We start from the raw sequence: 12790 nt of genomic DNA, 5'->3' as shown, positions 1-12790 counted from the left end.
TATAGCGTTGTGATAAAGTGTTTTAGGTAGCCCTGTAAATGCGAGCGGTTATTTTTTTTGAACACATGTTTCCGCGATACGGCCTGGCCGTACGTTGGACGGTCAAAGCCGTTGCGCCCGGGTGAGGGACCGTTGTACGGTTCGATATAAAGACTTAATCGGCTTTATAGTTCGGGAGGTGGATTTTCAATGCGGGTTATCATCACTCTGGCGTGCACGAATTGCAAGCAGCGCAACTACACGACCAACAAGAACAAACGGAATCACCCCGACCGCATCGAGATGAAGAAGTTTTGCAAGTTTTGCAACGAGCATACTCCTCATCGCGAGACGAGATAACTGGAGGTGTAGACGTGACATTTTTGGCTAGAATGAAGCAGGGCTTCGGGTCGTCGTTCGCCTTCTTTGCCGACAGCTGGGCGGAGTTGAAGAAAGTCCGCTGGCCAAGCCGTAAGGAATTGACAAGCTATACGATTGTCGTACTCGTGACGATCGCGCTTGTGACGATTTACTTCTGGCTTCTTGACATCGGGATCTCATCGTTGATCGAACTGATCGTTTAAGAAGGGTCCAAAGGTGGCTGTTATGGAAAAAAGATGGTACGTTGTCCATACCTATTCGGGGTATGAGAACAAAGTAAAGGCGAACCTGGAGAAGCGCGTCGAATCGATGGGCATGGAGGACAAGATTTTCCGCGTGCTCGTCCCGATGGAGGAAGAAGTGGTAAACAAGGACGGGAAGAAAAAGACCGTCATGCGCAAAGTTTACCCCGGCTACGTCCTGGTGGAAATGATTCAGACCGACGATTCCTGGTACGTCGTGCGCAACACGCCGGGCGTGACGGGCTTTGTGGGCTCGACAGGCTCCGGATCGAAACCGACGGCTTTGCTGCCGGAGGAAGTCGAACAGATTCTGAAGCATATGGGCATGGAAGAGCCCAAGCCGAAGATAGAGTTCGATCTCAAGGAAACCGTTCGCGTCAAAGTCGGGCCTTTCGCCAACTTTGTCGGCACCGTGGAAGAGGTTTTGTTCGACAAGAGCAAGCTCAAGGTTCATGTCAACATGTTCGGCAGGGAAACCCCGGTTGAGCTGGATTACGCGCAAGTGGAGAAGATATGACGTCCGGTTTTCCGCAAGCCGCGTCGGCCGTCCGCAAGGCGCGCCGCTCGTGAGGCGGAGGGCTCGATGTCGTTTCCGGTTCGCGAGGACGCGAATCGAAACTAGGGCAAGGAGGTGTGCACATGGCAAAGAAAGTCATCAAGATGGTCAAGCTTCAAGTACCGGCAGGCAAAGCCAACCCGGCTCCGCCGATCGGTCCCGCACTCGGTCAAGCCGGCGTCAACATTATGGCGTTCTGTAAAGAATTCAACGCGCGCACGGCCGATCAGGCAGGTCTGATCATTCCGGTTGTCATTTCCGTATTCGAGGACCGTTCCTTTACGTTCGAAACCAAGACGCCGCCGGCGGCAGTATTGCTCCGCGTCGCGGCCGGTATCGAGAAAGGGTCCGGTGAACCGAACAAGAAGAAAGTCGCTACCGTGAAGCGCGACAAGGTTCGCGAAATCGCGGAGCAGAAGATGGTTGACCTGAACGCTGCAACCGTTGAGGCTGCAATGCGCATGGTCGAAGGCACCGCCCGTTCGATGGGCGTAACGATCGTAGACTGATCGACGCCGCTCAAGCGGCGCCGCGCCGGAGCCGATCCGGCAAGCGGACAGCGTTCCGCGCGTGGGAGGATCATCCGCAAGGGGATTTTCCGCTAACACCACAAAGGAGGAGAATAAACATGGCAAAACGCGGCAAGAAATATCAGGAAGCCGTCAAGGTCATCGACCGCGATGCGGTTTACGAGCCGCTCCAGGCGATCGAGCTCGTGAAGAAAGCGGCTGCGGCCAAGTTCGACGAGTCCGTCGAGGTTGCCGTTCGCCTGGGTGTAGACCCGAAGAAGCAAGACCAGGCGGTGCGCGGTGTGGTTGTACTGCCGCACGGTACCGGCAAGACGAAGCGCGTCCTCGTATTCGCCAAAGGCGACAAGGCGAAGGAAGCGGAAGCAGCCGGAGCGGATTATGTCGGCGATGCGGATGTCATCAACAAAATCCAACAAGGCTGGTTCGAGTTCGACGTTTGCGTGGCTACGCCGGACATGATGGCGGAAGTCGGTAAGCTCGGCCGTATTCTCGGCGGCAAAGGCTTGATGCCTAACCCGAAAGCCGGCACCGTTACGTTCGACGTGACGAAAGCCGTGCAAGAGATCAAGGCGGGTAAAATCGAGTACCGTCTCGACCGGGCAGGTCAAATCCATGCGCCGATCGGCAAAGTATCGTTCGACTCCGAGAAGCTGAATGAGAACCTTAAGGCTCTCATCGACGCGCTCGTTCGGGCGAAGCCGGCCGCAGCCAAAGGGGTTTACCTGAAGAACATCGCGGTTTCCTCGACGATGGGACCCGGCGCAACGGTTAACGCCGCTGTGTTCCGTTAAGAGAAACGCAGCCCAACATTCGAATACGCATACCGTAGACAGTAGGTGCCGGCAAGGCTTAATTTCCTACCGAGGTGTTATGATACACGCGAACGTCGCGCCCGAACCTTCCGGCGAGGCGGCATTGCGATCATGGCCTTCGCAGTCTATGCGAAGGCCTTTCTCATGCATCAAGGTCAAGGATACCGTCGATTGAACGGCGTGCAAGATTACCCAAACGGGAGGTGTACAGTATGGCAAACGCCAAGATCATTCAAGAGAAACAGCAGTCCGTTACGGAAATTGCAACGAAGCTTCGCGAGAGCTCGTCTACGGTCGTAGCCGACTATCGCGGCCTGAACGTTGCGCAAGTAACCGAACTGCGCAAGCAGCTCCGTGCTGCCGGCATCGAGTTCCAGGTGTTGAAAAACTCCTTGGTGCGCCGTGCTACGGCCAGCGCGGAATTATCGCAGCTGGATGAAGTGCTTAGCGGTCCGACCGCAATTGCATTCAGCAAAGAGGACGCCGTTGCTCCCGCGAAAATCCTGAACGATTTCGCAAAAAAGAACGACGCCCTGAAAATTAAAGGCGGCGTTGTCGAAGGACAGGTCGTCGGTTTCGAACAAATCAAAGCGTTGGCGGATCTTCCGTCCCGCGAAGGTTTGCTCTCCATGTTGCTCAGCGTCCTGCAGGCCCCAATGCGCAACTTCGCGCTTGCGGTTAAAGCAGTCGGTGAACAGAAAGAGCAGCAGGCATAATTGTCGTTTCAGCACCGCCCAATAAGGGCACAACAAAAAACTAATATCCATATGGAGGTATCACCATGTCTAAAGAGCAAATCTTGGAAGCCATCAAAGGCATGAACGTTCTTGAACTGAACGATCTGGTAAAAGCAATCGAGGAAGAATTCGGCGTAACGGCTGCAGCTCCTGTAGCAATGGTGGCCGGCGGCGCCGGAGCTGCCGAAGTGGAAGAGCAATCCGAATTCGACGTCATCCTGACGAGCGCAGGCGCGTCCAAAATCAACGTTATCAAAGTCGTTCGCGAAATTACGGGTCTCGGCCTGAAAGAAGCGAAAGACCTGGTCGACAACGCACCGAAAGCGTTGAAAGAGAAGATCGGCAAAGAAGAAGCGGACGCCCTCAAAGCGAAACTCGAAGAAGCAGGCGCTTCCGTAGAAGTGAAGTAAGCTTCGTTTCATAGCCGCAAACCCCTTGAAGACATTGTCTTCAAGGGGTTTGTTTTAGTCTGTGACCGGGGAAAGATGATTGGAGGGGGTGCAATCATGACGGATCATTACTATAGCCGGACGCCGATTGCCGGCAGCGACAAAAAAATTCACGAAGCGGTGCTGCGCGGCAGGACACTCCGTTTTACGACGGATTCCGGCGTGTTCTCCAAAACCGGCGTCGATTACGGAAGCCGGGTGTTGATCGAGACGATGGAGCTGCCGGAGGACGCGAGCGTGCTGGACGTCGGCTGCGGCTACGGACCCATCGGGCTTGCGGCTGCCGCGGTTGTGCCGAGCGGGCATGTGACGATGATCGACATTAACGAGCGGGCCGTACAGCTAGCGCGGGACAACGCAGCACTGAACGGATTGAGCGAGCGGGTCACCGTGCTGCAAAGCGATTTGTTTGAGGCGTTGGAAGGCCGGGGATTCGATGCAATCCTGACGAACCCGCCGATCCGTGCCGGTAAACCGGTGGTGCACCGCATTTTCGAGGAAGGGTACGCGCTGCTCAAACCCGGCGGCTCCATGTGGGTCGTGATTCAGAAAAAACAAGGCGCGCCGTCCGCCGCCGCGAAGCTGGAAGAGGTTTTCGGCAACGTCCGGGAGCTGGGAAAAGATAAAGGTTATCGCATCTTAAGGGCGGTAAAAGAAAGTCAGACAAATCAGTAAAGATTTGTTGACTTGATTTTCTCGTTGTGGTATCATTGTAAAATGTCAGTATTAAAATAGCCCACAAACTCTTTAGTTTGCTAAAATGTCAAGAACAATTTTCGAGCCGGAAACGTATAAGAAATTGTCGATTGACGTATAATATTTAGCTTTTGGGCGAAACTTACATGATATCTGGAGTTTAACGGCTTCGAGCCGCGCTGTCCAGCAAAGACGGTGCCGGCCCGGGAAACACGCTCTTTTTCGAATCCGTTCGATAAGGGCTCTTCTTAACCCTATCAGAAAGCACGTTTTTGCGTTGGCAAAAAGCCTAATGCTTTCTCGATTGGCGATAAAGCCTTCCCTGCTACCGAAGTAGATTTCTCCGCAATCCTGGAGGTCGATCGTCACCGAATGACTTCGAGGGAAGTTTTTCTCACGATAAAGGAAAGTTTGCCTTCACTAAAGCACAAAGGTGGAAGAAAACTTTCCTTTTCGCGATAAACCGCCGCTAAACGCGGCCGCTCATCTTCGATCGCTTCATATAGAAATTTTCTCGTTGGAGCATTCGAAAAGCTGTGAGTCAGACATGAGGGGTGAGGTTAAGTTGGCAGGACAACTTGTTCAGTATGGCCGACGCACGCGTAGAAGCTACGCCCGGATCAACGAGGTGCTCGAAGTACCGAATCTGATCGAAATCCAACAGAAATCGTACGAAAAGTTTCTGGAACGGGATCTTCTTGAACTGTTTCAGGACATTTCTCCGATCTCGGATTTTACGGGCAATCTGTCGCTCGAATTTATCGATTACAGTCTCGGCGAACCGAAGTATTCGGTCGACGAGTCCAAAGAGCGCGACGTCACGTATGCCGCTCCGCTGCGCGTGAAAGTGCGGTTGATCAACAAGGAGACCGGTGAAGTAAAGGAACAGGAAGTGTTCATGGGCGACTTCCCGCTGATGACCGACACGGGAACGTTCATTATCAACGGCGCTGAACGGGTAATCGTCAGCCAATTGGTTCGATCCCCCAGCGTTTACTTCAGCACGAAAGTCGACAAGAACGGCAAGAAAACATACACCGCGACGGTCATTCCCAACCGCGGCGCATGGCTGGAGCTGGAAACCGACGCCAAGGACATCGTTTATGTGCGCATCGACCGCACCCGGAAAATTCCGGTGACGGTGCTTCTTCGCGCGCTCGGATTCGGCACGGATGCGGAGATTATGGATCTGCTCGGACATGACGAGTATATCCGCAACACGCTGGACAAAGACAACACCGACTCCACGGAGAAGGCGCTCATTGAAATTTACGAGCGGCTCCGTCCGGGCGAGCCGCCGACGCTCGATAACGCGAAGAGCTTGCTCGTCGCCCGTTTTTTCGACCCGAAGCGCTACGATCTGGCGAACGTGGGCCGCTATAAAATCAACAAGAAGCTGCATATCAAGAACCGCTTGTTCAACCAGCGTTTGGCCGAAACGCTCGTCGATCCGAGCACGGGCGAGATTATCGCGGAAGCCGGGCAGATGGTCGACCGCCGTCTGCTGGACGAGATCATGCCTCACCTCGAGAAGAACGTGGCGTTCAAGACGTACCACGTTGCGAACGGCGTGCTGGATGCCGATAGTATACCTCTGCAAACGATCAACGTATTCGCGCCCAATGAAGACGGCAAGGTGATCAAGCTGATCGCCAACGGCGTGATCGATAAGTCGGTGAAGCACATTACGCCCGCCGACATTATCGCTTCCATCAATTATTTTCTTAACCTGCTGCAAGGCGTAGGAAGCACCGACGACATCGACCACCTCGGCAACCGCCGTCTGCGTTCGGTCGGCGAGCTGCTTCAGAACCAGTTCCGGATCGGCTTGTCGCGCATGGAACGCGTTGTCCGCGAACGGATGTCGATCCAGGACGCCAACGCCATTACGCCGCAGGCGCTTATCAATATACGTCCGGTTATCGCCTCGATCAAGGAGTTCTTTGGCAGCTCGCAGCTGTCGCAGTTCATGGACCAGACGAACCCGCTGGCCGAATTGACGCACAAGCGCCGTCTGTCCGCTCTCGGACCCGGCGGTTTGACGCGCGAGCGCGCGGGCTTCGAGGTTCGGGACGTCCATCCGTCCCACTACGGACGGATGTGTCCGATCGAGACGCCGGAAGGTCCGAACATCGGTTTGATCAACTCGCTGTCCACATTTGCCCGGATCAACGAATATGGCTTCATTGAAGCGCCATACCGCTGGATTGATCCGAAGTCGGGTGTCGTGACCGAGCAGATCGATTATATGACGGCCGATGAGGAAGACAATTACATCATCGCCCAAGCGAACGCCGTCCTTACCGAGGAAGGCAAATTCGCGGACGAGATGATCATTTCCCGCTACAACAAACAGGCCGACAACATCCTGACGATGCCCAGGGACCGCGTCGACTATATGGACGTTTCGCCGAAGCAGGTCGTATCCGTGGCCACGGCGCTCATCCCGTTCCTTGAGAACGACGACTCCAACCGCGCGCTTATGGGTTCGAACATGCAGCGGCAGGCCGTACCGCTCCTCATTCCGAAATCGCCGCTTGTCGGCACCGGCATGGAGCACAAAGCGGCCAAGGATTCCGGCGTATGTATCGTTGCGAAGCATGACGGAATCATCGAGCGCGTCACCGCCAACGAGATTTGGCTGCGCCGCGTCGAGACGATCGACGGCAAGCAGGTGACGGGCGACCTGATCAAGCATAAGCTTCACAAGTTCATGCGTTCGAACCAGGGCACGTGCATCAACCAGCGTCCGATCGTGCGCAAGAACGAATTTGTCACGAAGGGCACCATTCTTGCCGACGGTCCTTCGACCGAGAGGGGCGAGCTGGCGCTCGGACGCAACGTCGTCGTTGCGTTCATGACGTGGGAAGGCTACAACTACGAGGACGCCATCCTGCTGAGCGAAAAGCTCGTTAAGGAAGATGTGTACACCTCGATTCATATCGAAGAATACGAGTCCGAAGCGCGCGATACGAAGCTCGGACCGGAAGAAATCACGCGCGACATCCCGAACGTCGGCGAAGAAGCGCTCAAAAATCTCGACGAGCGCGGCATTATCCGCGTCGGCGCGGAAATCGGCGCCGGAGATATCCTCGTCGGCAAAGTGACGCCGAAGGGCGTAACCGAGCTTACGGCGGAAGAGCGGCTGCTGCACGCGATTTTCGGCGAGAAGGCGCGTGAAGTCCGCGACACCTCGCTTCGTGTTCCGCACGGCACGGACGGCATCGTCGTCGACGTGAAGGTGTTCACGCGCGAGAACGGCGATGAGCTGCCGCCAGGCGTGAACCAATTGGTTCGCGTGTACATCGCCCAGAAGCGGAAAATTTCCGAAGGCGACAAGATGGCTGGACGCCACGGCAACAAGGGCGTTATCGCCCGCATCATGCCCGAGGAGGATATGCCGTTCCTTCCGGACGGCACGCCTGTTGAAGTCGTGCTGAACCCGCTCGGCGTTCCTTCCCGGATGAACATCGGCCAGGTGCTTGAAGTCCACCTCGGCATGGCGTGCAAGCGTCTCGGCATCCATGCGGCTACGCCGGTATTCGACGGCGCGCGGGAGGATGACGTATTCAATGCGATGGAAGAGGCCGGCATGCAGCGCAACGGCAAGACCGTACTGTACGACGGTCGTACCGGCGAGTCTTTCGAGCGCGAAGTAACGGTCGGCGTCATGTATATGATCAAGCTGGCGCACATGGTCGACGACAAGATTCATGCCCGCTCCACTGGACCCTACTCGCTCGTTACGCAGCAGCCGCTCGGCGGTAAAGCGCAGTTCGGCGGACAGCGTTTCGGGGAGATGGAGGTTTGGGCGCTTGAAGCTTACGGCGCCGCCTACACGCTCCAGGAGATTCTGACCGTGAAATCCGACGACGTCGTCGGACGGGTGAAAACGTACGAATCGATCGTCAAAGGCGAGAACGTGCCTGAACCGGGCGTTCCCGAATCGTTCAAGGTATTGATCAAAGAGCTTCAGAGCTTGGGTATGGACGTCAAGATCCTGACCGCCGACGAAGAAGAGATCGAAATGAAGGAAATGGACGATGAGGACGACGGTTCGAGCGACAAGCTCAACCTGAATCTGGAAGGCGCCGAAGTGGGAGTCGAGTAATTGTTCCCGCCGCGCGCGATACGGATATAGGGGGATGCCGAAGGAGACCGCGCTGCGCGGCTCCTTCGGCTCGTCCATTCACTACGCCTTGCATTGACAGAGACTTAAGGAGGGTTGCTCCTTGTTGGATGTAAACAACTTCGAGTACATGAAGATCGGTTTGGCCTCACCGGATAAAATCCGGTCGTGGTCGCGCGGCGAAGTGAAGAAGCCGGAGACGATCAACTACCGGACGCTCAAGCCCGAGAAGGAAGGCTTGTTCTGCGAGAAAATTTTCGGGCCGCAGAAGGACTGGGAGTGCCATTGCGGCAAGTACAAGCGCGTCCGCTACAAAGGCGTCGTCTGCGACCGCTGCGGCGTCGAAGTGACGCGCGCGAAGGTTCGCCGCGAACGGATGGGCCACATCGAGCTGGCGGCTCCGGTTTCGCACATTTGGTATTTCAAAGGGATCCCGAGCCGGATGGGATTGGCGCTGGATATGTCGCCGCGTTCGCTTGAAGAGATCATCTACTTTGCATCCTATGTCGTAACCGACCCCGGCGATACGCCGCTTGAGAAAAAGCAGCTGCTGTCCGAGAAGGAATACCGCAGCTACCGCGAGAAGTACGGCTACGGCTTCCAGGCCGGCATGGGAGCCGAAGCGGTCAAAAAGCTGCTTCAGGACATCGACGTGGAGAAAGAGCTTGACCAGCTGAAGGAAGAGCTGCGCACGGCGCAAGGACAACGGCGCAACCGCGCGATCAAGCGTCTCGAGGTGATCGAAGCGTTCCGCAACTCCGGCAACGAGCCGGAGTGGATGATACTCGACGTGCTGCCGGTCATTCCGCCGGAGCTTCGCCCGATGGTGCAGCTGGACGGCGGCCGTTTCGCAACGTCGGACCTGAACGACCTGTACCGCCGCGTCATCAACCGGAACAACCGTCTGAAGCGTCTGCTCGATCTGGGCGCGCCGGACATTATCGTACAGAACGAGAAGCGGATGCTGCAGGAAGCCGTCGATGCGCTGATCGACAACGGCCGCCGCGGACGTCCGGTAACGGGTCCGGGCAACCGGCCGTTGAAATCGCTCAGCCATATGCTGAAGGGCAAGCAAGGCCGCTTCCGGCAGAACCTGCTCGGCAAGCGTGTCGATTACTCCGGCCGTTCCGTTATCGTCGTAGGACCGAGCCTCAAGATGTATCAATGCGGTCTGCCGAAGGAAATGGCGCTCGAGCTGTTCAAGCCGTTCGTCATGAAAGAATTGGTCAACAAGGGCCTTGCCCATAACATCAAGAGCGCGAAGCGCAAAGTCGAACGCGTCAGCCCGGAAGTATGGGACGTGCTCGAGGAAGTCATCAAGGAGCACCCGGTTCTGCTGAACCGTGCCCCTACGCTTCACCGTCTCGGTATCCAGGCGTTCGAGCCCACGCTCGTCGAAGGCCGCGCCATCAAGCTTCATCCGCTCGTCTGTACGGCGTACAACGCCGACTTCGACGGCGACCAGATGGCCGTGCACGTGCCGCTCTCGGCTGAAGCGCAAGCCGAAGCCCGCCTGCTCATGCTGGCGTCGGGCAACATTTTGAACCCGAAGGACGGCAAGCCTGTCGTAACGCCTTCGCAGGATATGGTTCTCGGCAGCTTCTATCTGACGATGGACAACAACGACGCAAAGGGCAGCGGCTCCATTTTCGGAACGGTTAACGAAGCCATCTCCGCTTACCAGCGGGGTCTGTGCTCCTTGCATGCACGGATCGCCATTCCGGCGCGCGTGCTGAACAAGAAGACGTTCACGGAGGAGCAGCAGAACTCGCTGGTCGTGACGACGGTCGGCAAGGTTATTTTCAACGAAATATTCCCGGACACGTTCCCGTACATCAACGAGGCGACCAAAGCCAACCTGCTGAAAGGCACGCCGGATAAATATTTCATTACCAAAAAAGGCACCGACATTCATGCGTACATGAACGAGATGCCGGTTGCGGGCGCGGTGGGCAAGGAATACCTCGGCATGATCATCGCCGAATGCTTCCGCCAATACCACACGACGCGCACGTCCGTTATTCTGGACAAAATCAAACAGCTCGGCTTCACGTATTCGACCAAAGCAGGCATCACGATCGCCGTATCCGACGTTATCGTTCCGGACGAGAAGAAAGCCATCCTTCAAGAGTCCGAAGAGAAAATCAAGGTCGTGACGAACCAGTACCGCCGCGGCTTGATCACCGACGAAGAACGGTATGACCGCGTTATCGAAATTTGGGGCCAGACGAAGGACAAGATCACGGACGTGCTCATGAAATCGATGGACCGCTACAACTCCATCATGCTCATGGTCGACTCCAAAGCGCGGGGCAACAAATCGCAAATCACGCAGCTGGGCGGGATGCGCGGCCTGATGGCGACGCCTTCCGGACGGATTTTCGAGCTTCCGATCAAGTCGAACTTCCGCGAAGGACTGACGGTCCTGGAATACTTCATCTCGACGCACGGCGCTCGGAAAGGTCTTGCCGATACGGCGCTCCGGACCGCCGACTCGGGTTATCTGACCCGCCGTCTCGTCGACGTGGCGCAGGACGTTATCGTCCGCGAGGATGATTGCGGCACCGACAAAGGCATCACCGTGACGAAGATCCACGACGGCAAAGAAGTTATCGAGGATCTGTACGACCGGATCGAGGGCCGCTACTCCTTCGAGACGATCCGCCACCCGCAAACGGGCGAGACGATCGTCAACCGCAACGAGCTGATCGATTCGGGCAAGGCGGACGCGATCATCGACGCGGGCATCGAGAAGCTGCAAATCCGCTCCGTGCTGAGCTGCCGTGCGCGCCACGGCGTCTGCAAAATTTGCTACGGCCGCAATCTGGCGACGGGCAAGTTTGTGGAAATCGGCGAAGCGGTCGGCATCATCGCCGCTCAGTCGATCGGCGAGCCGGGAACCCAGCTCACGATGCGTACGTTCCACACCGGCGGCGTTGCCGGCGACGATATCACGCAAGGTCTTCCGCGGATCCAGGAGCTTTTCGAAGCCCGGAATCCGAAAGGCCAAGCGACGATTTCCGAGCTGGACGGCGTCATCCAGGAGATCCGCGACGCCAAGGACCGCCGCGAGATCGAAGTCAAGGGCGAAGCCGAGTCGAAGGTCTATACGGTTACTTACGGCTCGCGTATCCGCGTAACGCCGGGGCAGCACATCGAAGCCGGCGACGAGCTGACGGACGGCTCGATCGACCCGAAAGAAATGCTGCGCATCAAGGGCATCCGCGGCGTTCAGAACTATATCCTGCAGGAAGTGCAGCGCGTTTACCGGAACCAGGGCGTTGAGATCAACGACAAGCACGTCGAGGTCATGATCAAGCAGATGCTCCGCAAAATCCGGATCGTCGATGCCGGCGACACGACGCTGCTGCCCGGCGCATTCGTGGACATTCACGAATACGAAGCGGCCAACCGCGAAGCGATCCTGTCCGGGCAAGAGCCGGCGGTCGCCAAGCCGGTTCTGCTCGGGATCACCAAAGCGTCGCTCGAAACCGATTCGTTCCTGTCGGCCGCTTCCTTCCAGGAGACGACTCGCGTTCTTACCGACGCGGCGATCAAAGGAAAGGTCGACCAATTGCTCGGCCTGAAGGAGAATGTCATCATCGGCAAGCTCATTCCGGCGGGTACGGGCATGAACCGTTACCGGAGCATCAGGTTCGTCGGCCAGGAAGAAGAGCTCGAGACGGAAGAAGCGCTGGAGACGGTGACCGTCGAATCGTAACAAGCGTTGGAGACGTGTTAACCGGCTGCTTCGCATAGCGGAAAGAGACAGAGACTTTCAGGGGAAAAAGCGGAGCCGGAGCGGACGCCAGCGTCCAGTCTCCGGCGCGTTTTCTCTCTATGAATAGAGGGATTTTCTTTTACGAAACATTTGCGTTTTGCTTTGCGATCCGCTTGGCGATCCGCCTTGACACGGTCCTGCGGAAATGCTATTATGTCGTAGTGTGCCTGCAAGGCTGGTCCCTGTGCTTGTTCGACTTGTTCGAGAGGATGAGGTTCCATGCCTTACAAGATCGGCACGAAGCAAACGACGAAGACGGTTGAGCAAGGCATTGCGAAGCAGGTACTCGTCGCCAGAGATGCAGATCCGAGGATTACGGGCAAAATTGTGGAGCTTTGCGATCGAGCGGGCGTCACGATAACATGGATCGAAACGATGGAGCTTCTGGGGGAAACCTGCGGAATCGACGTCGGTGCGGCCATGGCCGCACTAATCCCTGACGAACAATAAAGAACTTCTTGTTTTTGCCGAATATCTCCGGATGGGGCGACGGCAGAA

11 protein-coding genes and 1 other annotated feature are annotated in these 12790 nt (G+C 56.5%); all 11 genes read left to right on the top strand.

The window, feature by feature from the left end; all coding sequences use genetic code 11:
- The first annotated feature begins 189 nt into the window (after nt 1-189).
- Entirely contained in the window at nt 190-339 is a 150-nt protein-coding gene (gene rpmG / locus RWM61_RS06900; protein WP_081666981.1) for a 50S ribosomal protein L33, read from the top strand.
- A 14-nt stretch (nt 340-353) separates the two neighbouring features.
- Complete coding sequence (gene secE, locus RWM61_RS06895; protein WP_313998865.1) at nt 354-563, top strand: preprotein translocase subunit SecE; 210 nt, start codon at nt 354-356, stop codon at nt 561-563.
- A 22-nt stretch (nt 564-585) separates the two neighbouring features.
- Nucleotides 586-1119 (top strand): transcription termination/antitermination protein NusG, encoded by a 534-nt coding sequence (nusG, locus tag RWM61_RS06890; RefSeq protein WP_313998863.1) that lies wholly within the window; start codon nt 586-588, stop codon nt 1117-1119.
- 122 nt (nt 1120-1241) lie between these two features.
- A complete protein-coding gene (gene rplK / locus RWM61_RS06885) occupies nt 1242-1667 on the top strand; it encodes a 50S ribosomal protein L11 (RefSeq protein WP_313998861.1) in 426 nt (141 codons plus the stop codon).
- A 119-nt stretch (nt 1668-1786) separates the two neighbouring features.
- Nucleotides 1787-2479, top strand: a complete 693-nt coding sequence (rplA, locus tag RWM61_RS06880) for a 50S ribosomal protein L1 (RefSeq protein ID WP_313998859.1) — start codon at nt 1787-1789, stop codon at nt 2477-2479.
- A 14-nt stretch (nt 2480-2493) separates the two neighbouring features.
- Nucleotides 2494-2653: a sequence feature (ribosomal protein L10 leader region), on the top strand.
- 59 nt (nt 2654-2712) lie between these two features.
- A complete protein-coding gene (gene rplJ / locus RWM61_RS06875; RefSeq protein WP_313998856.1) occupies nt 2713-3216 on the top strand; it encodes a 50S ribosomal protein L10 in 504 nt (167 codons plus the stop codon).
- 65 nt (nt 3217-3281) lie between these two features.
- Complete coding sequence (rplL, locus tag RWM61_RS06870; protein ID WP_313998854.1) at nt 3282-3647, top strand: 50S ribosomal protein L7/L12; 366 nt, start codon at nt 3282-3284, stop codon at nt 3645-3647.
- A gap of 96 nt (nt 3648-3743) precedes the next feature.
- Entirely contained in the window at nt 3744-4361 is a 618-nt protein-coding gene (locus tag RWM61_RS06865; protein WP_313998852.1) for a class I SAM-dependent methyltransferase, read from the top strand.
- 586 nt (nt 4362-4947) lie between these two features.
- A complete protein-coding gene (gene rpoB / locus RWM61_RS06860; protein ID WP_313998850.1) occupies nt 4948-8493 on the top strand; it encodes a DNA-directed RNA polymerase subunit beta in 3546 nt (1181 codons plus the stop codon).
- A gap of 121 nt (nt 8494-8614) precedes the next feature.
- On the top strand, nt 8615-12232 hold the full coding sequence (gene rpoC, locus RWM61_RS06855) for a DNA-directed RNA polymerase subunit beta' (RefSeq protein WP_313998848.1): 3618 nt from the start codon (nt 8615-8617) through the stop codon (nt 12230-12232).
- A gap of 279 nt (nt 12233-12511) precedes the next feature.
- Entirely contained in the window at nt 12512-12742 is a 231-nt protein-coding gene (locus tag RWM61_RS06850) for a ribosomal L7Ae/L30e/S12e/Gadd45 family protein (protein ID WP_313998846.1), read from the top strand.
- Nucleotides 12743-12790 lie beyond the last annotated feature (48 nt).

Source organism: uncultured Paenibacillus sp. (assembly GCF_963515335.1).
Taxonomy (GTDB): domain Bacteria; phylum Bacillota; class Bacilli; order Paenibacillales; family Paenibacillaceae; genus Paenibacillus_I.
The sequence above is the reverse complement of the archived record's forward strand: the minus strand, read 5'-3'. Positions and strand labels throughout refer to the sequence as shown.

Excerpts from the sequence above, each read along its gene's own strand:
- rpmG (WP_081666981.1), top strand. The coding sequence starts at position 190 with ATGCGGGTTATCATCACTCTGGCGTGCACGAATTGCAAGCAGCGCAAC.
- nusG (WP_313998863.1), top strand. The coding sequence starts at position 586 with ATGGAAAAAAGATGGTACGTTGTCCATACCTATTCGGGGTATGAGAAC.
- rplK (WP_313998861.1), top strand. The coding sequence starts at position 1,242 with ATGGCAAAGAAAGTCATCAAGATGGTCAAGCTTCAAGTACCGGCAGGC.
- rplA (WP_313998859.1), top strand. The coding sequence starts at position 1,787 with ATGGCAAAACGCGGCAAGAAATATCAGGAAGCCGTCAAGGTCATCGAC.
- rplJ (WP_313998856.1), top strand. The coding sequence starts at position 2,713 with ATGGCAAACGCCAAGATCATTCAAGAGAAACAGCAGTCCGTTACGGAA.
- rplL (WP_313998854.1), top strand. The coding sequence starts at position 3,282 with ATGTCTAAAGAGCAAATCTTGGAAGCCATCAAAGGCATGAACGTTCTT.
- RWM61_RS06865 (WP_313998852.1), top strand. The coding sequence starts at position 3,744 with ATGACGGATCATTACTATAGCCGGACGCCGATTGCCGGCAGCGACAAA.
- RWM61_RS06850 (WP_313998846.1), top strand. The coding sequence starts at position 12,512 with ATGCCTTACAAGATCGGCACGAAGCAAACGACGAAGACGGTTGAGCAA.